This is a genomic window from Streptomyces sp. NBC_01197, assembly GCF_036010505.1.
GTDB lineage: Bacteria > Actinomycetota > Actinomycetes > Streptomycetales > Streptomycetaceae > Streptomyces.
This window is the reverse complement of record NZ_CP108569.1, coordinates 3,869,237-3,893,307: the sequence shown is the minus strand read 5'-3', so window position 1 is coordinate 3,893,307 and position 24,071 is coordinate 3,869,237. Positions and strand designations below refer to the sequence as shown.

Annotated in this window: 20 protein-coding genes, 3 tRNA genes and 2 pseudogenes; 9 read left to right on the top strand and 16 right to left on the bottom strand. The window is 70.5% G+C overall.

All coding sequences use genetic code 11. The annotated features are described in order from the left end of the window. Positions 1 to 2 precede the first annotated feature (2 nt). Positions 3 to 740 carry a response regulator transcription factor gene (locus tag OG452_RS17715; protein WP_327296561.1) on the bottom strand — a complete coding sequence of 246 codons (738 nt, stop codon included), beginning with the start codon at positions 738 to 740 and terminating at the stop codon, positions 3 to 5. A gap of 359 nt (positions 741 to 1,099) precedes the next feature. Between OG452_RS17715 and OG452_RS17710 the strand changes: the two genes are divergently transcribed. Further along, positions 1,100 to 1,633 carry an NADPH-dependent FMN reductase gene (locus OG452_RS17710; RefSeq protein WP_327296560.1) on the top strand — a complete coding sequence of 178 codons (534 nt, stop codon included), beginning with the start codon at positions 1,100 to 1,102 and terminating at the stop codon, positions 1,631 to 1,633. 111 nt (positions 1,634 to 1,744) lie between these two features. On the opposite strand, the gene OG452_RS17705 is transcribed toward OG452_RS17710, so the two are convergent. Then, complete coding sequence (locus tag OG452_RS17705; RefSeq protein WP_327296559.1) at positions 1,745 to 2,617, bottom strand: DUF2797 domain-containing protein; 873 nt, start codon at positions 2,615 to 2,617, stop codon at positions 1,745 to 1,747. A 134-nt stretch (positions 2,618 to 2,751) separates the two neighbouring features. Next, on the bottom strand, positions 2,752 to 3,696 hold the full coding sequence (locus OG452_RS17700) for a BRO family protein (RefSeq protein ID WP_327296558.1): 945 nt from the start codon (positions 3,694 to 3,696) through the stop codon (positions 2,752 to 2,754). A gap of 151 nt (positions 3,697 to 3,847) precedes the next feature. Between OG452_RS17700 and OG452_RS17695 the strand changes: the two genes are divergently transcribed. After that, positions 3,848 to 4,207, top strand: coding sequence for a nuclear transport factor 2 family protein (locus OG452_RS17695; protein WP_327296557.1), 360 nt, complete (start codon positions 3,848 to 3,850; stop codon positions 4,205 to 4,207). A gap of 39 nt (positions 4,208 to 4,246) precedes the next feature. Continuing rightward, positions 4,247 to 4,426, top strand: a pseudogene (locus tag OG452_RS17690) (site-specific integrase); the annotation flags it as partial. 155 nt (positions 4,427 to 4,581) lie between these two features. On the opposite strand, the gene OG452_RS17685 reads toward OG452_RS17690, so the two are convergent. Together OG452_RS17685 and OG452_RS17680 are read right to left on the bottom strand one after the other, a co-directional pair. After that, a tRNA-Arg gene (locus OG452_RS17685) sits at positions 4,582 to 4,654 on the bottom strand. A gap of 188 nt (positions 4,655 to 4,842) precedes the next feature. Beyond that, positions 4,843 to 4,936: transfer RNA gene (locus OG452_RS17680), tRNA-Ser, on the bottom strand. Between the two features lie 351 nt (positions 4,937 to 5,287). On the opposite strand from OG452_RS17680, the gene OG452_RS17675 reads away from it, so the two are divergent. Together OG452_RS17675 and OG452_RS17670 are read left to right on the top strand one after the other, a co-directional pair. Continuing rightward, positions 5,288 to 5,785: an SSI family serine proteinase inhibitor gene (locus OG452_RS17675; protein WP_327299673.1), complete on the top strand. Its 498-nt coding sequence runs from the start codon at positions 5,288 to 5,290 to the stop codon at positions 5,783 to 5,785. A 166-nt stretch (positions 5,786 to 5,951) separates the two neighbouring features. Beyond that, positions 5,952 to 10,046 (top strand): PAS domain-containing protein, encoded by a 4,095-nt coding sequence (locus tag OG452_RS17670; RefSeq protein ID WP_327296556.1) that lies wholly within the window; start codon positions 5,952 to 5,954, stop codon positions 10,044 to 10,046. A gap of 174 nt (positions 10,047 to 10,220) precedes the next feature. Here the strand turns inward: OG452_RS17670 and OG452_RS17665 are convergent, their stop codons facing one another. The 9 genes and pseudogenes from OG452_RS17665 to OG452_RS17625 all read right to left on the bottom strand — a co-directional run bounded on the left by OG452_RS17665 (position 10,221) and on the right by OG452_RS17625 (position 19,446). Further along, entirely contained in the window at positions 10,221 to 11,870 is a 1,650-nt protein-coding gene (locus tag OG452_RS17665; protein WP_327296555.1) for a long-chain fatty acid--CoA ligase, read from the bottom strand. 212 nt (positions 11,871 to 12,082) lie between these two features. After that, positions 12,083 to 12,619 carry a SigE family RNA polymerase sigma factor gene (locus tag OG452_RS17660; RefSeq protein WP_327296554.1) on the bottom strand — a complete coding sequence of 179 codons (537 nt, stop codon included), beginning with the start codon at positions 12,617 to 12,619 and terminating at the stop codon, positions 12,083 to 12,085. A gap of 221 nt (positions 12,620 to 12,840) precedes the next feature. Beyond that, on the bottom strand, positions 12,841 to 13,878 hold the full coding sequence (locus OG452_RS17655) for a DUF1906 domain-containing protein (protein ID WP_327296553.1): 1,038 nt from the start codon (positions 13,876 to 13,878) through the stop codon (positions 12,841 to 12,843). 74 nt (positions 13,879 to 13,952) lie between these two features. After that, positions 13,953 to 15,119 carry a lipid-transfer protein gene (locus OG452_RS17650; RefSeq protein WP_327296552.1) on the bottom strand — a complete coding sequence of 389 codons (1,167 nt, stop codon included), beginning with the start codon at positions 15,117 to 15,119 and terminating at the stop codon, positions 13,953 to 13,955. A 128-nt stretch (positions 15,120 to 15,247) separates the two neighbouring features. Beyond that, a pseudogene (locus OG452_RS17645) lies at positions 15,248 to 15,628 on the bottom strand (MaoC family dehydratase); the annotation flags it as partial. Then, entirely contained in the window at positions 15,625 to 16,677 is a 1,053-nt protein-coding gene (locus OG452_RS17640) for an acyl-CoA dehydrogenase family protein (RefSeq protein ID WP_327296551.1), read from the bottom strand. The gene OG452_RS17640 and the pseudogene OG452_RS17645, both read right to left, overlap by 4 nt. Before the next feature lies 1 nt (position 16,678). Continuing rightward, on the bottom strand, positions 16,679 to 17,626 hold the full coding sequence (locus OG452_RS17635; RefSeq protein ID WP_327299672.1) for a bifunctional MaoC family dehydratase N-terminal/OB-fold nucleic acid binding domain-containing protein: 948 nt from the start codon (positions 17,624 to 17,626) through the stop codon (positions 16,679 to 16,681). A gap of 110 nt (positions 17,627 to 17,736) precedes the next feature. Next, positions 17,737 to 18,918, bottom strand: a complete 1,182-nt coding sequence (locus OG452_RS17630) for an acyl-CoA dehydrogenase family protein (protein ID WP_327296550.1) — start codon at positions 18,916 to 18,918, stop codon at positions 17,737 to 17,739. A 222-nt stretch (positions 18,919 to 19,140) separates the two neighbouring features. After that, positions 19,141 to 19,446, bottom strand: a complete 306-nt coding sequence (locus tag OG452_RS17625; protein ID WP_327296549.1) for a hypothetical protein — start codon at positions 19,444 to 19,446, stop codon at positions 19,141 to 19,143. A gap of 323 nt (positions 19,447 to 19,769) precedes the next feature. Between OG452_RS17625 and OG452_RS17620 the strand changes: the two genes are divergently transcribed. Next, positions 19,770 to 20,648, top strand: coding sequence for a bifunctional DNA primase/polymerase (locus OG452_RS17620; protein WP_327296548.1), 879 nt, complete (start codon positions 19,770 to 19,772; stop codon positions 20,646 to 20,648). A 92-nt stretch (positions 20,649 to 20,740) separates the two neighbouring features. On the opposite strand, the gene OG452_RS17615 is transcribed toward OG452_RS17620, so the two are convergent. Further along, complete coding sequence (locus OG452_RS17615) at positions 20,741 to 21,181, bottom strand: DUF6344 domain-containing protein (protein ID WP_327296547.1); 441 nt, start codon at positions 21,179 to 21,181, stop codon at positions 20,741 to 20,743. A gap of 218 nt (positions 21,182 to 21,399) precedes the next feature. Here OG452_RS17615 and OG452_RS17610 point away from each other — a divergent pair, with 218 nt between their 5' ends. From OG452_RS17610 to OG452_RS17600, 3 genes are all read left to right on the top strand, one after another. Then, positions 21,400 to 22,557 (top strand): phosphodiester glycosidase family protein, encoded by a 1,158-nt coding sequence (locus tag OG452_RS17610; RefSeq protein WP_327296546.1) that lies wholly within the window; start codon positions 21,400 to 21,402, stop codon positions 22,555 to 22,557. Positions 22,558 to 22,649: 92 nt separating this feature from the next. Then, a complete protein-coding gene (locus OG452_RS17605; protein ID WP_327296545.1) occupies positions 22,650 to 23,357 on the top strand; it encodes a helix-turn-helix transcriptional regulator in 708 nt (235 codons plus the stop codon). A gap of 32 nt (positions 23,358 to 23,389) precedes the next feature. Continuing rightward, positions 23,390 to 23,884: a DUF3291 domain-containing protein gene (locus OG452_RS17600; protein ID WP_327296544.1), complete on the top strand. Its 495-nt coding sequence runs from the start codon at positions 23,390 to 23,392 to the stop codon at positions 23,882 to 23,884. A 65-nt stretch (positions 23,885 to 23,949) separates the two neighbouring features. Here the strand turns inward: OG452_RS17600 and OG452_RS17595 are convergent. After that, positions 23,950 to 24,034: transfer RNA gene (locus tag OG452_RS17595), tRNA-Ser, on the bottom strand. Positions 24,035 to 24,071 lie beyond the last annotated feature (37 nt).

Sequence of the window (24,071 nt, the reverse complement as noted above, 5' to 3'; positions counted from 1 at the left end):
GGTCACTCCCCGGGCTTGATCAGATATCCGGCCCCGCGCCGGGTGTGGATCATCGGCGAACGCCCCGCGTCGATCTTGCGCCGCAGGTACGAGATGTAGAGCTCGACCACGTTGGCCTGGCCGCCGAAGTCGTACGACCACACCCGGTCGAGGATCTGTGCCTTGGAGAGCACCCGGCGCGGGTTACGCATCAGGAAGCGCAGCAGCTCGAACTCGGTCGCGGTCAGATGGATGTTGGTTCCGCCCCTGGTGACGTCGTGGCTGTCCTCGTCGAGGGTCAGATCACCGACGGCGAGTGTCGACTCGCTGCGCTGAGCGCCCGTACCCGAGCGGCGGATCAGCCCGCGCAGTCTGGCCACGACCTCCTCCAGGCTGAACGGCTTGGTCACGTAGTCGTCACCGCCCGCCGTCAGGCCCGCGATCCGGTCCTCCACGGCGTCCTTGGCGGTCAGGAAGAGCACCGGCACATCGGGCAGCTCGCGGCGCATCCGGCCGAGCACGGCGATACCGTCCATGTCGGGGAGCATCACATCGAGCACCACGGCATCGGGCCGGAACTCCCGCGCGGCCCGCACGGCTCCGGCCCCGTCACCGGCACTGCGGACCTGCCAGCCCTCATAGCGCAGCGCCATGGAGAGCAGCTCCGCGAGCGAGGCCTCGTCGTCCACGACGAGAACGCGCACCGCGCTGCCGTCGCGCCTGCACATTTCGGTACGCCCCTGGGGCGAGGTCGTAGTCATGGGCCCAGCCTCCGAGCGACCTCTGAGAGCCCTCTTTCCCCAACCTGTGAAATTCCTGAGAAACCGCCGCCACCGAAGACGGCTCTGCCCGGCACACCCCGCCGGGCCGGGACACTCCGCCTCCCAGCCGGGGCTGTCCCGCCGGGGTGGGGCTTTCCCACCGGGGTGGGGGCCCCTCAGCCGGCCAGGGCTGCCCCGTCCGGGCCGCTGCCCCCTCCGGGCCAGGACTGCCCCATCCGGACCGGAGCTGCCCCAACGCCCGCTGCTGCAACAGCTCGCGCTGCCCGTCCGCCCGGGCCGACGTACGGTCGCCGGGACTGACGTACGGTCGCCCGGGCCGGCTGACGTACGGTCGCCACATGCGGATCCTCACCCTGTCGGGCAGCCTGCGCGCCCGTTCGACCAACGGCGCCCTGCTACGTGCGGCCGTGGCCCTGGCCACGGCCGAAGGGACGGCCGTCACGCCGGCCGAGATCGGCGGGCTGCCGCACTTCAACCCGGATCTCGACGGCGAGGGCGCCGTGCCCCCGGCCCAGGTGACGGCCCTGCGGAAGTCCGTGGCCGAGGCGGACGCGGTGCTGATCGTGAGCCCCGAGTACGCGCACGGTGTGCCCGGCGTACTGAAGAACGCCCTGGACTGGCTGGTCAGCAGCGGCGAGTTCATCGACCGCAGGGTTGGTGTGATCACCGCGTCACCCAGCCCGACGGGCGGCGACTACGCCAACACCCAACTGCGCGAAACCCTGCGGATGATGACCGGCAGCGTGATCGATGAGGCCTGCCTGATGGTCGGAACCATCGGCGCCAGGCTCGACCGGGACACAGGCGAGATCACGGACCCGGAACTCGCGACGCAGCTCAGGGCAGCGCTGAAGGCACTGACAGCGCCCTGACCAAGCGGCCGACCCAAACCAGCCCGAGTCTACCCAAGCCAAGCCGGGCCACCACATAACCAGCCCGAGATCAGGCCATACCACCCCCTCACCACTCACCGCGCCCCACTCTCAGAACAACCCAGGCTGCTCCACCTCCGGTTCCGCCGGGGCCGCTCGCACCGGCACCGTCACCCCCGCACCGGGTTCCGCACTCGTCAGCCCCCAGCCGGCCATCAGCCGCGTATCGAGGACGATCACCGCACCGTCGTCCCCGGCGAGATGCAGGTCAGGCCCTGCGGCAGCCACCAGTCGACCGGCTACGGTCCCGCCCGCCACCAACTCGCTCACCGCCCCCGAAGGGTCACCGAGTCCCGCCAGCCCGAACACCTCCCCGTGATCGGCCACTTCGCACTCCAGCCGCTCCAGCGAATCCGGCCAGCCGGACAGCGCGACTGCCTGGGCGTGCACCGCCCGTACCTCGGCCGCACGCTCCCCCCGACCGGGCAGCCGGGCCCGTACCGCCCGCTTGTCCGCGTACGGAATCCGGTCCGGCACACCCAGCGCCGTACGCAACAGCTCCTCGGTCCGCCGTGCCGCCATCAACGGCCCCCGCCCCAGCCAGCTGAAAGCCACCGCCCCCTGCTCTCTCAGCCGCGCCGGGCCTCGCTCCTCCGCCGTGATCCCCACCTTGACCATCCCGGCCCCGAACCAGGCGAGGTAGACGCGGTAGACCCGGGGATCGTCGGCGATCGTGTCGGCCGCCACCGAGTGCGCCCGGTCGAGCCGGGCGCACTCCGCGCAGCGCGCCTGCGTACCGCGCCCCGACACCCGTGCCCGCACCGGGCAGGCATGACCCCGCGCCCCCACACACGTACGCTCCCCCGACACCTCGACCTGGAAGCCGACGTCCGTCCCGTACACAAGCGGACTGGCCCGCGCCCGCCCCTCCCACACAAGCCGGGGGCCCTCGTCCCCCCACCGCAGCCCACCGGAACGCCACATAGCTCCCGCACCCCCCTCCCCTGATCCCACCGGCGCACGGACGGCGAATCCGCGTCACTCGCAGCATGACACCCACCACTGACAGTGGCCCCTCACCCGGCGCTGAGGCGGCACGCACACCTCACTCGCACACCTCAGGCGAGGACGTAGACCGGCGAACCGTCCGGAGCGCACCCCGACTGCCGTATGCATCCGCGCCGCAGCAGATGCCGGACACAGTCCTGGACCCGGGCGGGGGACAGACCAGTACGCGTGGCGATCTCCTCGGCGCTGCACCGAGCAGCGCCCTGAACGAGACCGGGCGCCAGCACGGCCGCGACCGTACGGATGTCCTCGGTGATGACCAGATCCCTGTCCTGCCAGCACGCGAGCAGCTCCTGAGGCGTGCCGGCCGAGGCGGCAGCCGCGAAGCCACCCGGCTGCGCCCGCTCGGCAAGCCGGTCCAGCGAATCGGCGATCCGGTGGAAGGCCTGGGCCAGCAGATCCTGCCCCCGATTGGCCTCGCGCAGGAGCAGATGACGCTCCGCCTCCCTGACCGCACACGCCTCCTCAGCCCGGATACTCCGCTCCTCCAACCGCACGATCGCGTCGACGATTTCCTCCGGCATGACGTAGGCGGCACGCAGACCGTCGGGCTGGACGGGGGCCGGAACGAGTTCGTACGCACCATCACGCTGCACCGTGGCCACCACGTCGGCCACCCATCTCCTGAACGGCGCGCACTCGTGCTTCGTACAGCCGTTGACGAGTTGGACAAGTCCGGCGAGCGACACCATCTTCATGGACTTCTTGAGGCCGTGACCAGCAATTCTGCGCGAAGCGTCTGCCCCGTAGACACCTCTGGCGAGATCGCCGAGGCTCTGTCGGCAGTCCGGGGAGACATGCCACAGCAGGGCCTGCCGGGTGTTCGTGTACCCAAGGTTCCTTGCGACGTCCACCGCCGGAAACCAGTGCGCCCCGTCGGGCAACGTCAGCCGCCGCACCCGCGCGTCTGTCGCCGCGTACACGAAGTCGCTGACGTCGACCGCGTCCCGGCCGTGGGCCACCGGCTCGTCCTCCGGCGTGTCCTGCTCGCGCATCGAGCACCACCTCCGCCCCGGAACGTAGCCGCAGGCATATGCAACTCCCCCCGACTCAAGGCAAGTTCACTCGATAGGCGACAGGAACCCCCGGCTCCACAGCGGCCGGGCGGCCGCTGTGCTGAAAGCTGCCGCCTGCGACACTCCGAGTGTGACGACGACAGACACAGCTGGGGTGATCCGAGAGCACCTGCGAGCCTTCAACGCCCGCGACCTCGATGCTCTCCTGGCAGGCTTCACCGAAGATGCCCTATGGGTGACCGGGACGACGACTGTGCGAGGCCGTGCCGCGCTCGCCGAATTCTTCCGTGACGCCATGGAGGGACTGCTTCCCACGCTGACCGTGCAGAACCTTGTCACCGAGGGCAGCGAAGCTGCCTGCCGGATGACCGAGACACTGACGTTCCAGGGCGACGAGCAGACCTTCTCCATCGCCGCTTTCTACCTGCTCCACGACCGGCGGATCGCGTCGGCAAAGATCTACCGCGAGGGCAGTCCCGAGCTCGGTTGACACAAGTCCGATTTGCGGCGCTCCGCGCGGGCTGCGCCGGTGCGCGCCCACCTGACTCCGCTGTCGTACGTCTCGTACGAGGGGGTCCGTGCGGCTCTACATCGCCCCTCACCTCGGCGCGAAGCGGCGGCTCGACAAACTCAGCGTCCGGGACGTGCGCGAGTGGCTGACCAGCTGGGCGCCACCTGCCAGTGCTGTGCGGACCCTCGGGCTCGCCGCGGTGCGGTGCTGGGGCTGCCCTGGAACGATCGGCAAGCTGTCCGACGCCATGAGTGGTACCGGCTGACAGCGATCAGTGCGGTTGCTGCACTTCGCTGCTTGCACGTACGACAAAGCCCCCGCCCGATTTCCCTGGCGGGGGCTGTGACCTGCTGTGCACTCGGCAGGATTCGAACCTGCAACCTTCTGATCCGTAGTCAGATGCTCTATCCGTTAAGCTACGAGTGCTTGGCGTTCCGGGCTTTTCTGCCCCGTCGGCGTTGCGAGAACAACATTACATGACCTGTGGCGTCAGGTGAAATCCATTGGCCGCATCCCTGCTGAGCTGCGAAGACACGTCCTACTGTGCCCCTGCGGACACCGCCGTGGGACGACTGAAGCCCCGTCCATCGTGGACGGGGCTTCAGTGATCCAGCTGGCGGAGGCGGAGGGATTTGAACCCTCGATGGGCCGTAAAACCCAAACCGCATTAGCAGTGCGGCGCCATAGACCGGACTAGGCGACGCCTCCAGCACACCGACACAAGTCGCGCGAGCGCGAAGTGGTGCGTGCAGATGATGACACAGCCTTGCGGGCCGTCACCAATCGCGCCCCACGGTACTAGGCCGTGGGGTGGCAGAGCAAAGTCGTTCGTGTCGCGCAACGCCCGGCGCGCAGGAGCGTTAGGGAGGCAGGGGCACCCGCCCCTGAGCCGTACCGCTGACCCGTATCCGCTGACCCGCGTCTGCCGATCCGTATCCGCCGTCCTTATCCGTTGACCCGGATCGGCGGACGTCCCGGATCTGCTGATCTCCCGATCTGCTGATGTCCCGGGTCGGCTGGTCCGTTCTGCCGAGGAGTTTCGTCATGAGGAGTCACGTCATGCTTCGCCGCCTCGCTCTCCCCGCCGTCGCCTGTCTCTCCGCGCTGGCCGCCGCCCCCGTCGCGACCGCCGCCCCCGCGGGCCCTGTCGCGACCACCGCCCCTGCCGCCACCCCGCTCCCCGCCCCCGGAACGCACCCCGGCCACCGGCTTCCCGGTCCGTGGGTCCGTGACCGGCTCACCATCACCGTCGCCGATTCCGGCAGCCCCGCCGCCGACGGCACCCATCGCCTGGTCTGCTCCCCCGCCGGAGGGACACACGCCTCGCCGCAGCAGGCCTGCGACCGGCTGGACCAGCTCGCCGCCGAGCGGCGGGCGCCGTTCGCGCCCGTTCCCGCCGGCATGATGTGCACGATGCAGTACGGCGGTCCGGCCACCGCGCACATCACCGGGGTCTGGCGGGGACAGCCCGTCGACGCGATGTTCCGGCGTACGAACGGGTGCGAGGTCTCCCGCTGGGACGCCCTCGAACCCGTCCTTCCGCACACCGTCGGCTGAGGCCTCCCCAGCCGTTCTTCCACACAACCTTGGTGAGAGCTCCCCCTCATCCGCCGATGTCCGGAGCGCCTGCCTTTAGACTTCCAGCAGTGACACGCCATGGCCCGAGGGGCAAGATGGGCCAGGTTGTCAGCAAGGTGCAGTAGTTCAGGGAGGAAGCGTCGTCGTGAGCAGCAGGCCATCCCGAGGCGCTGCTCGCCTCGCAGCCATACTTGACGCCCTCCCGGACGGGCTGTTGCTCGTCAATTGCAACGGAACGGTCGTCAACGCCAACTCCATCGCCCTCGAAGCCTTCGAGACGCCGGGCACGGCGCTTGTCGGCCGTGGGCTGCTCGATCTGCTGCCGGAGTTCGACTCCCGGCTGATCCCGGGCTCGATGCGGCGGCCCGAAGGCGCGGACGAGCAGGGCAGGACCAAGCCGACGCGTATGCTCGCGCGGCGTACCGACGGCGCGGAGTTCCCCGTCGAGGTGACCAGCGCGAATCTGGAGGACGGCCGGGAGGCCTACGACTCCTACAGCGGGGGATTCACCGGTGACGAGCTGCTGATGCTCGTCGTACGGGACCTGTCGGGTGCCGTCGACACGGAAGCCGAACTGGCGCGTTCACAGCGGCAGACCGAGATGATTCTGCGCGCGGCGTCCGAGGGTGTCGTAGGGACCGACACCGACGGACGCGTCGTGCTCGTCAACCCCTCCGTCGCGCAGATCCTCGGCTTCCGGGCGAGCGACCTCGGCGGCAAGGAGCTGCATCCGCTGGTGCAGCACTCCCGCGCCGACGGTGAACCCTTCCCGTACGACGAGAGCGCCCTCGCCGACACGCTCAGGTCCGGGCGCAAGCACCGGGTGCGCGGGCAGGTGCTGTGGGCGAAGGACGGCAGCCCGGTGCCGGTCGACCTGACCACGGCGCCGGTCCGGGACGGCGAGCAGCTCGTCGGCGCGGTGCTGACCTTCGCGGACCGGCGCCCGTACGAGAAGCAGGCGAAGCAGCACGCCGCCGAACTCCGGGCCAAGGACGAGCGGAACGCCGCCGCCGAGGCGCGGCACGCGGACGAGCTCGCGGCCCGGGACAAGAAGCACGCGGCCGAGTTGTCGGCGCGGACGGAACAGTACGAGGCGCTCGAAGAGCGGCAGCAGCAGCTGACCGCGGTGCTCGGCGACGCCCTGCGCGGGCCGCTGGAGGAGCTGCGGGCCGAGCTGGGCACGCTCGCCGCCGACCCGGCCGGCCAGTTGTGGCCCGAGGCCAACCAGATCCTGCATCATCTGGCCGCCGGTTACGCGCGGATGACCACGCTCGTCGACAGCGTGCTCGGCTTCCAGCGGCTCGCCGCCGGAACGGAGGAGCTGACCAGGACGAAGGTCATGGTCGACACCGTGGTGGCAGCGGGTGTGGAGGGCGCGGTCGAGCTGATCGGCCCCGGCCGGGTGCAGTTCGCGGTGCACGCGCCGTCGATAGAGGCCGAGGTCGACGCGGGACGGCTGGCGAGCGCTCTCGCGCATCTGATCGCGGACGTGGCCGGCGTCGACGCCACGGGCAAGGCGCGGGTCGCCGCGGGCGGCGCTTATGTGGACTCGACGATCGTGGTGGCCGCAGCGCAGCGCGGCAAGGTCGTACGGATCGAGGTGCGCGGGCCGTTCGGCGGCGGCGACCCGGTGCACGAACCGATCGTGCGCGGGATCGTCCGGGCGCACGGCGGCGTGCTCCAGACCCATGAGGTGCCGGGGACGACCGGCAGTGCGTACGTTCTGGAGCTGCCTCTCGGGGGTGGCTCGGGGACGGTGGATCCGGCTGCCGCGGCATCGGAGGCGGTCGGCGGTCCTGCGCCCGATCCGACGGACCAGTCGAACGCCACATCGGGCGGCGGACGGCGCCGGGGCAGGCGTTCTTCCACCGATGCCTTCCTGGAGGGCTCCGGCGGCGCCGGGGGCGCGAGCCCGGCAGACGCCACGGGTGCCGGTGCCCCGGAGCCGCCCACGGGGCGCCGCAGGGCGCGCCGTGGGGAAGCGGGTCCTGGTGCGGCTCCCGCACCTGTTTCCGCAGCCGGTCCTGCGGCTCTTCCCGCACCGATTCCTGCTCAGTCGTCGGCTCGGTCGGCTCTGTCAGCTCGGTCGGCTCCTGCTCCGGGGGGTACTGCGGGTGCGGCTCCGGGAGCGGCCCGTACGGACGGGTCAGGCACGGGCGCTCCGGGCGCAGGCCGCCCCGGCCCGGTGATTCCCGCGCAGGAGAACGGCACCGGTGACGGCGGGTCGGGCCGCAGGCGCGGACGTACGGAACTGTCCGGCGGGGCCGCGGGTTCCGAGGGCGCCGTACCTCCAGCGGGAGGATTGCCGTCAGAGGGCTCCGTGGTGACCTCCGCCGAGAACGCGCGGGCGAACGCGCCGGGGCACCCGCAGCGCGGGGCGACCGTGCCGCCGCAGGGCGTACCGGCGGAAGCGTCGGTGCCCACCGGACGGCGTGCACGGCGCGCGGAGGGCGTGCGCGAGATCGAGAACGCCCGCCCCGCCCTGGGACCCGCGCCTGCCGGACCACAGCCGGGCGTCTCGGCCCACGGCCAGCCGGGCCAGACCCAGGCAGGCCACACCCAGACAGGACAGACACCGCCTCCCGGCCGCCGGGCGCGCCGGGCTCTCGCAACAGCTTCGGCCTCAGCGGCCGCGGAGGCCGAGCGCCCGCGTACGCCGTTCGCGCTTCCCCCCGCGGACGCCGACCGGGGACAGGGGCAAGGGCAGGGACAGGGGCAGGGACACGGACAGGGGCAGCCGCAAGCGGGGCCCGTACAGGGGCCGTCCGACGGTTCAGTCGGTTCAGTTGGTTCGGTTGGTTCGACGCCGGGCGGCCATGACCCCGTACGGGCGGCCGGGCCCCCCGGCACCGACCCGCTCGCGCCGCAGCACCACCCGGGGGCGAGCGAGGAGCAGCCGAAGGACGGCACGCTGTACGCGTCGCCCGAGGGCTGGCCCTCCGTCACCGAGCGGCCGACAGCCGACGAGGCCACGGCCCAGCCGCTGCCCGCCGAGGAGCCGTTGCTCGCGGACAGCGCGCAGGGACGCGCAATAAGCGTACGGACACTCGGTCAGGGCGTGCCGTTCGCCGAACAGATCGCAGCACAGCAGAACCAGCCCCACTCGCTTGGTTCCGGCCGACGGCGCAAGCTCGCGGCCCCGCCGGAGGGCGAACGCCCCGAACCGGCGGCCCGGCCGCATCCGCAGACCGCCGGCGAGCAAGGGGGACCCCAGCCGAGCCGCTCCCCGCAGGGCCACACACCGCAGGGGGCAATCCAGCACGGGGCGAATCAGCACGGGGCGAATCAGCAGGGCCAGATGTCCCCGTCGGCTCCAACCTCCCAGCAGGTCCCGCTTCCCCCGCAGGCTCAGGCCTCCCAGCAGGCTCAGCAGCGTCTCTCGCCCCAGTCGGAGGGTCGTTCGTACGCCATAGGCGCCCCCGACGAGGGGGCGGAGGGGCCCGAACCGCTGGACGGCCCCGGTGGCGCCGTGGAGGTGGCCAACCGGCCGCAGCCGCAGCCCGTCGACGACGAGCTGCCTCCCGAGCCGCTCGACAACCCGCGCCGACTGCTCGTCTGGCCCGCGCCCGACGTCTCCACCCAGCAGGCCCTGAGCGACCGCGGCTACCGCCCGGTGATCGTGCACTCCCGGGAGGAGGTCGATGCCCAGATCGCCGCGTTCCCCGCAGCGCTCTTCGTCGATCCGCTGACCGGGCCGATCACCCGTAAGGCGCTGCAGTCACTGCGTCAGGCGGCGGTGGCCGCCGAGGTGCCCGTCCTGGTGACGGCCGGACTCGGGCAGGCGACACGGGAGGCGGCCTACGGGGCCGATCCAGCCGTCCTGTTGAAGGCGCTGGCCCCGCGCGACACCGAGCAGCACCCGCCGCGCGTCCTGCTGATCGAAGAGCACGAGGAGATCGCGCTTGCCCTGACGGACACGCTGGAGCGGCGCGGGATGCAGGTGGCCCGGGCCGGCACGGACGCGGAGGCCGTCGCCCTGGCCGCCCAAATGCGGCCGAACCTGGTGGTGATGGACCTGATGCAGGTACGCCGCCGACGCGCCGGGATCGTCGACTGGCTCCGCGCGAACGGGCAGCTGAACCGCACTCCGCTGGTCGTCTACACCTCGGCCGGAATGGACGCGTCCGAACTGTCCGGGCTCGCCTCGGGCGAGACCGTGCTGTTCCTGGCGGAACGCTCCACCAGCACCGAGGTGCAGGGCCGGATCGTCGACCTGCTGGCGAAGATCGGCACCAACTGAAACGGAGCCAGTTCGTTCTGAGCCGACTCGTTCTGAGCCAGTTCGCTTTGGACCAGTTCGCTTTGGGCCAGCTCGATCTGAGCCAGAGCAGGCTGGACCGGAGCACGCCGGGCCGACGTCGGCGCCGACCCTGGACCGGGCCGGCGCCGACAGGGGCACCGTCAGGGGCGAGGGTCAGAGCTGGGTGGTGTCCAACTCGCCGTCCGCGTACTGCTTCCTGAGCACCTTCTTGTCGAACTTCCCGACCGACGTCTTCGGCACGGACGGCACGATCGCCCACCGCTCCGGCAGCTGCCACTTGGCGACGGACCGTGCGAGGAAGGCCCTGAGCTCCTCGTACCCGGCGCTCTCGCCCTCCTTCAGTACGACCGTCGCGAGCGGCCGTTCGCCCCACTTCTCGTCCGGGACGGCAACTACAGCGGCCTCGGCGACCGCCGGATGCGCCATGATCGCGTTCTCCAGGTCGACGCTCGAAATCCACTCTCCGCCGGATTTGATGACGTCCTTGGCGCGGTCGGTGAGCGTCAGGAAGCCGTCCTTGCTGATCACACCGACATCGCCGGTCTTCAGCCAGCCGTCAGCGCTGAACTTGTCGGCGGGCCGGAAGTTCTCGCCGCCCGCGCCGCCGTAGTACGCACCGGTGATCCACGGCCCGCGCACCTCCAGCTCACCGGCGGACTCGCCGTCCCAGGGCAGGATGTCGCCGCCCGGCCCGGCCAGCCGCGCCTCGATACCGGCGGGAAAGCGGCCCTGGGTGACGCGGTACGGCCACTCTTCCTCCGGGCTCAGCCCGGCCGGCGGGTTGGACGTCGTCCCCAGCGGTGAGGTCTCCGTCATGCCCCAGGCGTGGCAGAGCCGGACGCCCAGCTTGTCGTACGCCTCCATCAGCGCCGGCGGGCAGGCGGCGCCGCCGATGGTGACCCGCTTCATCGAGCTCAGATCCCGCGGATGGGCGGTCACCTCGGCCAGCAGCCCCTGCCAGATGGTGGGCACCGCCGCCGCGTGCGTCGGCTTCTCCTGCCCGATCATCTCGGCGAGCGGCGCGGGCTGCAGGAAACGGTCGGGCATCAGCATGTTGACGCCCGACATGAAGGTCGCGTGCGGCAAGCCCCAGGCGTTCACGTGGAACTGCGGCACGACCACGAGCGTCGTGTCCTGGTCCGTGAGCCCCATCGACTGGGCCGAGTTGACCTGCATGGAGTGCAGGAAGATGGAACGGTGCGAGTAGACGACACCCTTGGGCTCGCCGGTGGTGCCCGAGGTGTAGCAGAGGGCGGCGGCCTGACGTTCATCGATTTCGGGCCAGTCGAACCGCGTCGGGCGGCCCGCGATCAGTTCCTCGTACTCGTGCACGGTCGCCGAGGTCCCCGCGAGCAGTGAGCGGTCCCCGGGGCCGCTCACCACCACGTGCTCGACGGTCGGCAGGTCCGGCAGCAGCGGTGCGAGCAGCGACAGCAGGGAGCCATTGACAATGATCACGCGGTCGGCCGCGTGGTTGACGATCCAGTTCAGCTGCTCGGCGGGGAGCCGGATGTTGAGGGTGTGCAGAACGGCACCCATGGAGGGAACGGCGAAGTACGCCTCGACGTGCTCGGCGTTGTTCCACATGAGTGTCGCCACCCGCTGGTCCCCGTCGATCCCCAGCTCGCCGCGGAGTGCGTTGGCGAGCTGCACGGCGCGTGCGCCGGTCTCGGCGAAGGAGCGGCGCTGCGGTGCTGCGGCGTCGCCGGTCCAGGTGGTGATCCGGGAGGCCCCGTGCACCAGCGTTCCGTGGACGAGCATGCGGGTCACTGTCAGCGGTACGTCCTGCATCGTGCTCAGCACGGCGTCCTCCTGGAGGGGCAGCGTTGGCTACGCATGGGTAATGTGTCGCAATTCTGCGCACATACCAATCGGTATGTCACTACCCGTCGTCAGGAAATCCGCCGACGCCTCCCGCCCCGTCCTGCCTTGCACCGCCCCTGCACGTCCCTGCGCTGCTCCGGTACTGCTCCGGTACTGCGAGGGTCCGCCATGCCGTGCCCTGCTGGGCGGGCTCAGTGGGCGGGGGACAGCTCAGGGTCCTCGCGCAGCTTGCCGAGGGCGCGGGAGACCGCGCTCTTGACCGTACCGACCGAGACCCCGAGCACCTCGGCGGTCTGCTGCTCGCTGAGGTCCTCGTAGTAGCGCAGCACCAGCATGGCCCGCTGCCGGTCGGGGAGCTTCATCACCGCGTGCCACATCGCGTCGCGCAGCGCCTGCTGCTCGGCCGCGTCGGGCGCGGGCGCGGTCTCCGGCTCGGGCAGGTCGTCGCAGACGAACTCGTCGACCTTGCGCTTGCGCCACTGCGACGTACGGGTGTTCACCAGCGCCCGCCGGACATAACCGTCCAGCGCGCGATGGTCCTCGATCCGCTCCCACGCGACGTAGGTCTTGGTCAGCGCGGTCTGGAGCAGGTCCTCGGCATCACTCGGATTGGCGGTCAGCGAACGGGCGGTACGCAGCAGAACGGGCCCCCGGGCCCGCATGTAGGTGGCGAACGACGAGTACGGCGTCGCCACCTTCGCTGCGCTGGTACAGACTGGCGTGGTCATAGCTCCACGCTAGGAGCCGGACCCCCTTGAGCAGATCGCCCAGAGGTGCCGAAGGCGAATCCCCCTCAGGTTGTAGGAATGGTGGTACCCCCACCTCCTGAAGGTGGAGGGCGGCCCTCCCCCTCGTCGGGGTTCCGGTGCTGGACCGGGGAAGGACCCGGGAAGGATTGCGGGGAGGGCGCCGGGAGAGGGCGGTCGTTTCGGTCCGGCACGTTCGTTCGCTAATCGGCGATACGGGCCACCGGGGCGTCGACCCGGTTCCGGTCGATGTTGAGCTCCTGGCCGCCGTGCTCCTCCGTCACATCGCCCGCGTACTGGTGGATCCGAAGATGCGGCGACCAGTCCTGGCTTCGCAGGGACGGCTCCCCGGTCACCGAGGGCTGATCGTTCCAGCGGGCGAACCACATCACCGACGGCAGGTCCGACGTGCCCGCCCTGCGCTCCGCCCCGAGCTGCGCCACCCCGGAGTCCGCGCTGCTGTAGAAACCGGAGACGTATCCGAGACGCTCCACCTCGCGGTCCCAGGAGCGGATGAAGGAGAGGGTGGTGGCGGCGCAGTCGCTGTCGCCCTGGTCGTACGCCTCCATGTCCAGATAGAGCGGTGAGCCTTCCACCATGCCGAGCGCTCGGGCCCGCTCGACCGCTTCGTGCCCCTCGTCCGTTCCCTGGCCCCCCGGGTCGTCGCCCATCGTGACCTTCCGTTTGCCCTCGGCCGCCACACACGGCGACTGGGAGCCGACGAACACCGGCAGAACCTTCCAGCCCATCCCGTACACGCTGGACACCCAGTTCTTGCTGAGCTCGGGCTGGTTGGGGCAGCCCCGGCCCCGGCCGCCGTAGTAGACACCGATGCTCCGGTACTGGGACGACTTCCAGGCACGCATGGTCGCGAGGGACGGCGTGACACAGGTGTCGAACCCCCAGCCGTCGAACTGATCGGTGTCAGCGGCGGCGGGCGAGGCCGGCGTTCCGGCGCCTGTCCTGCCTACGCCTGCCCTGCCTGCGCCTGTCCTGCCGGTCTGCGCACCCGGCTCGGTACCAGTCTGCGCACCCGGCTGCGGGCTGGTCTGCGCGCCCGGCTGCGGGCTGGTCTGCGCACCCGGCTGCGGGCTGGTCTGCGCGCCCGGCTGCGTACTGGTCTGCGCACCCGTCGCTGTACCGGCCGGCGTTCCCGGCAGGGGAGTGGTGACGTCCGGTGCGGCGTCGGCTGCCGGAGCGGCGAGCGCCAGGAGGACAGCTGCGCCCAGAAGATGGGACAAGAACATCTTTTGTCGTTGCATAGGCGCAGTGAACGGTCCGCCGGCCCGGACCACCCAATGCCCACGCCGCAGTGTCAGCCGTCCGTGCCGAGGATGAGCCCGGATGTGGGTACGCCGGTACCTGCGGTGACGAGGGTCGTGGCCGCACCGGATATCTGGTTCACCGATGTGCCACGCACCTGCCGTACGGCTTCCGCTATGCCGTTCATGCCGTGCAGATACGCCTCCCCGACCTGGCCCCCATGGGTGTTCAGCGGAAGCGCGTCCTCCGCGACGAAGGCCGCTGCTTCGCCCGGCTTGCAGAAGCCGAACTCCTCCAGCTGCATCAGCACGAACGGAGTGAAGTGGTCGTAGAGGATGCCCACGTCGATGTCGGACGGCCGCAGCCCGGAGGTCTGCCAGAGCTGCCGTGCCACCACGTTCATCTCGGGCAGCCCGCTGAGATCGTCCCGGTAGAAACTGGTCATCTGCTCCTGTGCCCGGCCCGCTCCCTGCGCCGCGGCCACGATCACCGCCGGAGGACGGCGCAGATCACGGGCGCGCTCGGCGCTGGTGATGACGATCGCCTGCCCCCCGTCGGTCTCCTGGCAGCAGTCGAGCAGCCGAAGCGGCTCCACGATCCACCGCGAGGCGGCGTGATCGGCGAGGGTGATCGGCTTCTCGTAGAAGTACGCCGCCGGGTTACGCGCCGCATATCTGCGGTCGGTCACCGCGACATGGCCGAACACCTCGGACGAGAGACCGTATGTGTGCAGATAACGCTGGGCAGCCATCGCCACCCAGGAGGCCGGTGTGAGCAGCCCGAACGGCAGCGCCCAGCCCAGCGCGGCTCCCTCGGCCGAAGGCTCCCTGTGCTGGACCCCTGAGCCGAACCGCCGCCCGGAGCGCTCGTTGAACGCCCGGTAGCAGACGACTACGTCGGCCACTCCGGCAGCGACGGCGAGTGCGGCCTGCTGCACCGTGGCACAGGCGGCGCCGCCTCCGTAGTGGATGCGGGAGAAGAAGGAGAGCTCCCCGATCCCGGCCGCCTGGGCAACCGTGATCTCGGGGCTGGTGTCCATGGTGAAGGTGACCAGTCCGTCCACGTCGGCGGGGGTGAGTCCCGCGTCGTCGAGGGCCGTGTGGACCGCTTCCACGGCGAGTTTGAGCTCGCTGCGCCCGGAATCCTTGGAGAACTCGGTTGCCCCGATCCCTGCGATGGCGGCCTTCCCGCCGAGCGCATCGCGCCGTTCCCGGCTCATACGGCCACCCCGCTCCCGGAATCCGCACCGGAGCAGACGCGGGTGCCGCAGTCGGCGCGGGTGTCAGAGCCAGAGCCGGTGTGCACGGCGACGTCCGCATCCGCATCCGCGGCCGTTCCCCCCTCCGCGCCCGAAGCCGTGACTGTCACGGTGCCTGTGACGTGCCGGCCCTTCCCGTTGGTGCCGATGATCCAGACCTCCGCGTCGTCCCCCTCGACCGCGGACACCGTACCCGTCAACACCATCGTGTCCCCCGGATAGTTGGGAGCCCCGAGCCGGATCGCGACCTTGCGCAGTCTGTATCCGGGGCCGAAGTGGTCGGTGATGAATCTGCCGACCAGCCCATTGGTCGTCAGGATGTTCATGAAGATGTCCGGAGAGCCCTTCTCCTTGGCGGCCTCGGCATCGTGGTGCACGTCCTGGTAGTCACGGGAGGCGACGGCTCCCGCGACGATCAGGGTGCGGGTGACCGGGATCTCCAACGGCGCCAGTTCATCGCCGACTCTCATACCGGCTCCTCCATCTCTGCGGTTCCCGCACAGCCGTCCACGAGCAACGTGCCCAACTCGTCCAGCACTTCGCTGCCGCAGCCCAGATACGCGTCGAGCTGCCGCCCCCAGAGAAAATGCCGGTGTGCTGGGTATTCGAGGTCGGAGCCCAGCCCGCCGTGCAGATGCTGGCCCGCGTGCACGACCCGCTTGCCCGCCTCCGACGCCCACCACGCCGCGGTGAGCGCATGGGTGACGAACGGCAGTCCCTCGTCGTGCCGCCAGGCCGCCTCATACGCCGTGACCCGTATCGCCTCGGTGTCCATGTACGCGTCCGCCGCCCGCAGCAGCACCCCCTGGTTGGTGGAGAGCGGCCGCCCGAACTGCTCACGCTCCGAGGTGTACGAGACGGCACGCGCGAGTGAACCCGCGCACACACCGGCCTGGAGCCCCGCGAACGCTATCCGCGCCACCGCCAGCACCTGCTGGTACGCCCCCGGGCCGCCCAGCGCCTCGGCCGGTGTCCCGGACAGAGTCAGCCGCCCTCCCGACCAGGGTGCGGTGCTCTCCACCGGCTCCGTCCGCGCGTCCGCCACCCGTACCAGCCAGAGCCCGAGGTCCTGGTCGGCGACCAGCACCAGAGTGGCGTCCCGCAGCCACGGCACGAATGGAACGCTCCCGCTCAGCATCCCGTGCGCGTCGGCACGTACGCCTCCGCGCGCCGGGACCGCACCCGTCGCGACCGCCGCCCCCTCCCGCAGCGCGGGCAGCAGCCTCCCGCGCTGCTCGGCCGTGCCATGGGCGGCCACCGCCAGCAGCCCGTACACACAGGTCGCGGCGAAGGGGACCTGGGCCGTGGTCCTGCCCTGCTCCTCCAGGAGCAGCACCAGACCGAGCAGCCCCGTCTCCTCGGCCGCCGCCACCAGCCCCGCCGCGCCCAGCGCTTTCCACAATCCGGCATCCGTCCCGGTGCCGGCCGCCGTCAGCCGCTCGTGCGTGGAGAGGTCCGCGAAGATGTGTGCGGCCAGGTCCCGCGCGGCTTCCTGCTCCTCCGTCGGTGTGAACTCCATGTCAGCCCCCGCCTCCCCTGAACACCGGAAGCTCCAGGTCCTCGTCCACGCGGAGGAACTCGAGGCTCACCGGCAGACCGACCCGCACCTTGTCGTACGCCACACCGATCACATTGCTCACCATGCGCACTCCTTCGGCCAGCTCGATCAGGCCCACCGCATAGGGCGGGTCGAAGGCCGGAAAGGCGGGATGGTGCATGACCACATACGAATAGACCGCCCCGGCCCCGCTCGCCTCGACCGTGTCCCACTCCGGCGATCCGCACGCGTTGCAGCCCGGCAGCCAGGGGAACCGAAGCGCCGAACAGGCCGTGCACCGCTGGATCAGCAGCTCGTGCCGGGCCACCCCCTCCCAGAACCCGGCGTTGTCCCGGTTCACGACCGGGCGCGGCCGCCTCGCCCCCGGCCTCCCGCCCCCGGCCTCCCCCACGCCCGTAACGGCCTTGCTGCCGAACCCCGTAGCTGCCGCAGCCGGTTTCTCCGTCCTCGCCCCGGGTGCGTACTTGAGGATCCGGAAACGGTGCGTCCCCGCCAGCTCACCGTCGGCCCGGACATCCATCCGCGTAGTGACGAAGTACCCGGCCCCCAGCGCGGTCTTCTTGCGCTCGGAGACCGACTCGATCACCGCGTCGAAGGTGATCCGGTCACCGGGCCGCAGATCCCGGAGATACTCCTGCTCGCAGTCGGTCGCGACGACCGCCGTGCATCCCGCACCGTCCAGCAGGGCGAACAACTCGTCATAAGCGGCGGTCCTGCCCGTGTGCCCCGAGAGCCCGCCCATCGTCCAGGCCTGGAGCATCGTCGGCGGCGCGACAGCCGGATAGGCCGGGTTCGCGTCCCCCATCACCTCGCACCAGTGCCTGATCATCGGCTCGTTGACCGTGTCCTTGCCCACCCCGGAGGTCGCGGCCGGGCGCCCCTCGTACACCTTCAACTGCTCGTACAGCAGTTCCTTTCCGTCCTTCCCGCTCGGCTCCGCGCCGCCGGCCGCCTGGCGATTGGCCACCCCACCGCCGGACGCCCCACCATTGACCGCTTCGCCCCTCACCACCTCACCGCTCACCTCTTCCGGCTCCTCATCCCGAGTCGCATCGTCGCGACGATCTCCCGCTGCACCTCGCTCACCCCGCCCCCGAACGTGTTGATCTGCGCGGCCCGGTTCATGCGCTCCAGCTCTCCGTCCCCGAAAGCCCCGGGAGCCCCCGCCCGGATCAACGCTGTCTCCCCCGCAATTTCCTGACACATTCGATACACCTCTACGGCGCTTTCGGTTCCCAGAAACTTGACCCCACTTGCATCCCCCGGCGCGAGAGTCCCGGCCCCGACGTCCCCGACCAGCCGCCAGTTGAGCAATCTGACCGCCGCGAGCCGGGCGTGCACCTCCGCGAGCCGCGCCCTGACCCACGCGCGGTCGGCCGGCCGTGCGCCGGTGTCCGGTTCGGGTGTGCGGGCGTACGCCAGGACCTCCGCATAGGCGTCCTCCGCCTGCATACCGATCGCGGCCAGCGCCACCCGCTCATGGTTGAGCTGGTTGGTGATCAGCTTCCAGCCGGCGTTCTCGGCACCGACCAGGTTCCCCGCGGGCACCCGGACCCCGTCGTAGTACGTGGCGGTCGTGGTCTGCCCGCCCACCGTCTCGATCGGGGTCCACGAGAAGCCGGTGGCACCGGTCGGCACCAGGATGATCGAGATGCCGCGGTGCTTGGGCGCGTCCGGGTCGGTCCGGCAGGCGAGCCAGATCCAGTCGGCGTTCTGGGCGTTGGACGTGAAGATCTTCTGTCCGTCGATCACCCACGTGTCACCGTCCCGCACCGCGCGCGTGCGCAGCGAGGCGAGATCGGTACCGGCCGACGGCTCGCTGTAGCCGATCGCGAAGACGACGTCGCCGGTCAGTATGCGCGGAAGGAAGTAGTCCTTCTGCTCGGGCGTCCCGTACTTCATCAGGGTCGGTCCGACGGTGTTCAGTGTGACCATCGAAACGGGCGCACCCGCGCGGTACGCCTCGTCGAAGAAGACGAACTGCTCATCGGGCCCGCGGCCCTTACCTCCGTACTCGACGGGCCAGCCGAGCCCGAGCATTCCGTCGGCGCCGATGCGCCGCAGCAGCGCCCGTTGTTCCGCAGGGGGTGCGCCGGCGCCCGGAGAGGAGCCGCCGCCAGGCCCCTGGCGCATCACTTCACTGAAATATGAACGGAGTTCGGCACGGAGTTCCAACTGCCGTTCCGTAGGGGCGAGGTGCACGTCGGCGGCCTCCCGGGGCGTCCGGATCAGGGTTTCTGACTGTCCGTCAGTTACCTGTCCGGTGTCAAGACCGGAGCCTTGCCACAACTGCCACCGCAGCACGCGGAAAACCGTCCGGGCGGCGGCGCCTCAGCACCGTCGCCCGGACCGTCATTCACCCCTTGCGGTACTCGTGCGGTTGCCGCACGACCCCCACTGCCCCGACCCCCATCGGGCCGTATGTCACCAGAGCCTGGTGAAGTTCACCGTGTAGTGGGCCTGGTCGATCGACGTGAACGCCGAACCGTTCACACTGGCCGTGCTGTTCTGGTTCGACGCCCCGGAGCCGGTGGCAACCTGCTGCGTGGTGGTCGAGTTGCCATTGTTGTTGTGCCCGACGCCACTGCCGACGACCCCGGCAACACTGGCGTTGGATCCGCTGCCCGCGACGGCGCCGTTGTCCGCGGTCGCCACACCCGTGAAGAGGGCCGCGGCCAGCGGCAGGGCGGCGACGGCGGCAAGGACGCGAACGGTACGGATGTGTGCCATGTCATTTCCTCCAGGAACCAGAAGTGCGGCTGTTTCCGGGGTGGTTGGCCGACCGCCCCGGTGAAGTGGTTCACGACTGTCGCGAGATCAGAGTTGCCCACCGGACCCCCGCTGAACCAGCCTGGAAGGCCTGATTCCCTCGCAAGCGTGACGTTAAGTCGATAAACCCCTAACATGTCACGAACCTGCGCAACGGCCGGCCCCCCACACTCAGAGCCCGGGCACCCCAGGAGGCGAAGCGTTCCTGCACTTCTTCCGGACCGGTCGCGAAAGAGCCCTCCGCCCCACTGTCTTCATTCGAACGCTTGCACGATAATGAACGCATGGCCGCCACCGACAGGCACCCCGCCGCCCTGGCCCTCACCCAGGCGCTCTCCGCCGCCGAGCTCGGGCTCCCCGTCATCCCCCTGTCCCGCACAAAGCTCCCGGCGATCCCCTCGCCGCACCACGGGGAGGCCGCCCCGGTCCGCTGCCGCGGCGCCTGCGGCCGTACGGGGCACGGCGTCCACGACGCAACGGCCGACCCCACAGCCGTACACGCGCTGTTCGCCGCCGCCCCCTGGGCCACCGGCTACGGCATCGCCTGCGGCCGGCCGCCGCACCATCTGATCGGCATCGACCTCGACACCAAGGCGGAGACCGACTCCACTGCCGCTCTGCAACGCCTCGCACTCAAGCATCTGTTCGCGATCCCGGCGACCGTCACCGTGCTCACCCCGAGCGGCGGCAGCCACCTCTGGCTGACCGGACCACCCGACAGGGTCGTCCCCAACTCGGTGAGCCGGCTCGCTCCCGGCATCGACGTCCGTGGCGCCGGCGGTTATCTCGTGGGGCCCGGTTCACTCACGGCCCACGGGGTCTACCGTCTCGCGCCCGGCGCGGCACATCTCGCGCCCGCGCCCTGTCCTCGTGCTCTTCTCCGTCTGCTCACGCCTCCCGCGCGTTCCCAGTACCCCACCGGCCGGCCCACTCAGGGCCATGGCCTGGTGCACTTCGTACTCGCCGCCCATGAGGGGCAGCGCAACATCCGTCTGTTCTGGGCTGCCTGCCGCGCTTACGAGAACGGTTTCGGCGACCGACTCGCCTACCAGCTCACCCACGCGGCTGCCCGTACCGGACTCACCGAGCATGAAGCCCGTGCCACCATCGCCTCGGCAGCCCGCCTGACGATGCCCGCACCGCGATCGGTGCGGCTTGTTTGACCTGTGTGATCTGTGCGGCCTGCGTGGCCCGTGCGGCCTGCGTGGCCCGTGCGGCCTGCGGCTCGAAAGAACCCACGGCAGCGGTCGCACGATCAGGCCGGCTGAAGAACCGCTTCACCGACCGCCGCGTCCGTGACCGCGTTGTCCGACGAAGCGTCGACGTCGAGCGGGAGGTGCCGCGTGCTGGGCGTGGACCCGTGTGCTTCGGCGCGGATGCGCTGCTTGATGGTCGGGGGCAGCGCACGGTCCTTGGGCAGCGCCCACCAGGCGACCTGCGCCGGTTCGACGGTGACCGGCGCAGGTGCCGGCGCGGGAGCGGGTGCCGGTTCCGCGGCATCCGGAGCCGTTCGTACGGCAGGGACACCCGTCGTACGGACGGTGCGGCCCGTCAGGTCGGCGGGGACCGGGGAGGAGGCCCCGGCAGAGACGGCAGCGGTGGCGGAGCGAGCCGAAGTGGAGAATCCGAGCATCGCGATAAGCGCGAAGAACGCGGTGCTGAAGGCGGCCCACACCTTCTTGGCCTGGCTGGTCATGACGGCCCCTCATTTCTGTGATGTGAAGCGGTTTTTACGGTGGGACGTTCTACGTACTTTTCACATGATGCGGATGGGGCCCGGACAGACAGGGATCAACGCACAGGAAGTGGTGTTCTTCGGATGAACACCACCCGGTTGGCCCCTCCCGGCTGGGCGGATTTCCGCTGACGGGTTCCGATGGGGTGTCAGGTGTGCGTGTCAGGCGAAGGAGCGTCATGTCCCAGGCAACGGATCCCGGCCCCCGGAAGCGCCTGCGCCCCCGCGGAAAGGCCACCCGCGCGGTGCTCGCGGCCCTCCTGGTCTGCGTCGGAGCCCTCGGCTGGTCCGTGAGTGGCGCCCTGACCTACCCGGGCGACGACAGCACGGCGGCACGGCTCGCGGGCTGGGCCCGCGAGCACCACCTGGGCGTTGTGGTCGACAAGCTGGAGAACATCAGGTACGACCTCGACCCACCGAAGGTCGGCGGCGCCCTGTCGGCCGATGCCCAGGCCCGCATGAACCAGACCGCGGCCGCGCAAGCGCCCCCGCGCGGCGCCCACTCCGAGGTACCACTGCGCAACCCGATGCGCCCGATGGTCTCACCGGCGCTCAAGGGCGAAGGCGTCTACCGCACGCTGGCAAGCGACAGCAAGGGGCGGCCGATCGTGCAGGGGACGTACGTGCGGCCCGACGCGGAGCACACGTCGTACGAGGCGGCCGTCGCCTGGATCAGCACCAAGAACGCGCGCTTCCAGCTCCACCCGGGCGTACGGGAGCCCGGCGGCACCTTCTCGGTGCCGCCGAACGTCCCCAAGGGTCAGCGCACCGGACTCGTCGCCACCTGGAACGGCGGATTCAAGATCACCGACGGCGGCTCCAACGGTGGCTTCTACCTCAACGGCCGTACCGCCGGATCGCTCCGAAACGGCGCCGCTTCCGAGGTCTTCTACCGTGACGGTTCGTTCAAGCTCGGCGTCTGGGGCCGCGACGTACGGATGACACCGGACGTCGTCGGCGTACGCCAGTGCCTGGAGCTGATGGTCGACGGCGGGAAGGTCGTCCCGGACATCGACAGCGACTCCAAGTGGGGAGCCACCGACCAGAGCAAGATGTTCGTGGAGCGCTCGGGCGTGGGCGTCACCGCCAAGGGCGACGTCATCATGGTGGTCGGGCAGGCACTGACGGCCCACACGCTGGCGGACCTGATGCAGCGCGCCGGTGCCGTACGCGCGATGCCGCTCGACATGAACCGCGCCTGGCCCTCCTTCATGAGCTACAACGGCAAGGCCGACCCCGCCGACCCGAAGCCGACGAACATCCTGGACTTCGAGAACCCGCCCGAGCGCTACTACAACCAGGCGACGCGGGACTTCGTGGCGGTGTACTCGCGCTGAGGGAGGACGGCCGTCTTCCTCCGGTTCCCCCCACGCAGCCCAGCCGAGACCAGCTGCCGGGCGCGAATCGGGCGTCATCCTAGACTCGCGGCGTGAGCAGCGGGAACGAAAGCGAAGACAGCGATGCCATCGAGGACGAGGCCTTGGAAGCCGTGGGCGCGCTGGCGGAGCCGGTGCGGCGCAGGCTGTACCGGTACGTGGTCGCGACGCCGGGCGCGACGAGCCGCGACGCGGCAGCCGAGGCGGCCGGTGTCTCCCGCTCCCTGGCCGCCTTCCACTTGGACAAGCTGGTCGAGGCCGGGCTGTTGGCCGTCACCTACCGGCGGCTGTCCGGGCGCACCGGGCCGGGAGCGGGCCGCCCGTCGAAGCTGTATCTGCGAGCGCCGGGCGAGCGGACGGTTTCGCTGCCGCCCCGTTCGTACGGCTCCGCGGGCCGGCTCCTCGCCGAGGTGGTCGACGGCGCCGGGCTGGACCGGGAGTTGCAGTCGGCTGCGCGGGCGGCGGGGGCCGCGGAGGTTCCGGCCGGCGCGGACGGTCCCGTCTCGGTGGAGGACGATCTCGTCGCGGTGCTGCGTTCGCGCGGCTACGAGCCCTACCTGGACGGGACGACCGTCCGCCTGAACAACTGCCCGTTCCACGCCTTGGCGGACGAATTCCCGGCGCTCACCTGCGGGATGAACCTGGCGTACATCGAGGGTCTGCTGCCCGGCTGCGCCGGGGGCGAGGACTGGACGGCCGCAATGGACCCGCTGCCGGTGGGGTGTTGCGTCGCCTTGACTTCTAAAACTAATAGAGCTTGACGGTAGAAAGCCCGGGCCGCCATGCTGTCGTCATGACCACCTATCAGCTGGCCCAGGTCAATGTCGGACGCATTACCGGCCCGCTCGACGGGCCCGTCCTGGCGGACTTCGTAGCCCAGCTCCCCGAGATCAACGCACTCGCCGACAACGCCGACGGATTCGTCTGGCGGCTGGTCGACGGCGGCGGCGCGGACTCGACGAGTCTGCGACCGGACGGGCATGACGACATGCTGTTGATCAACTGCTCGGTCTGGGAGTCGGTCGAGACCCTCAAGGAGTTCACCTACCGCAGCGACCACTTGCGACTGCTGAGCCGCCGCCGGGAGTGGTTCGAGCGGATGTCCGAGCACCATCAGGCCATGTGGTGGGTCCCGGCCGGCCACCGGCCCACCGTCGCCGAGGCGATGGAGCGCATAGCGCGGCTACGCGAACACGGCGAGAGCCCCGAGGCGTTCACCTTCCGCACGCCCCACCCCGCACCTTCGCGGCAGACGGCCCCGCAGATCTCCGGTCCGCACGCCCCCTGACGGTCGGGCAGCGGTCAGGCGGAAGGGGCGCCCCGCGAACGGGGGCGCCCCTTCTGACCTGCAAGCGGTGGGTGTGGGATTTGAACCCACGGTGACTCTCGCCACGACGGTTTTCAAGACCGTTCCCTTAGGCCGCTCGGGCAACCCACCCCGCATCACCCCGTCGGGGTGATGCGGGAAACAGACT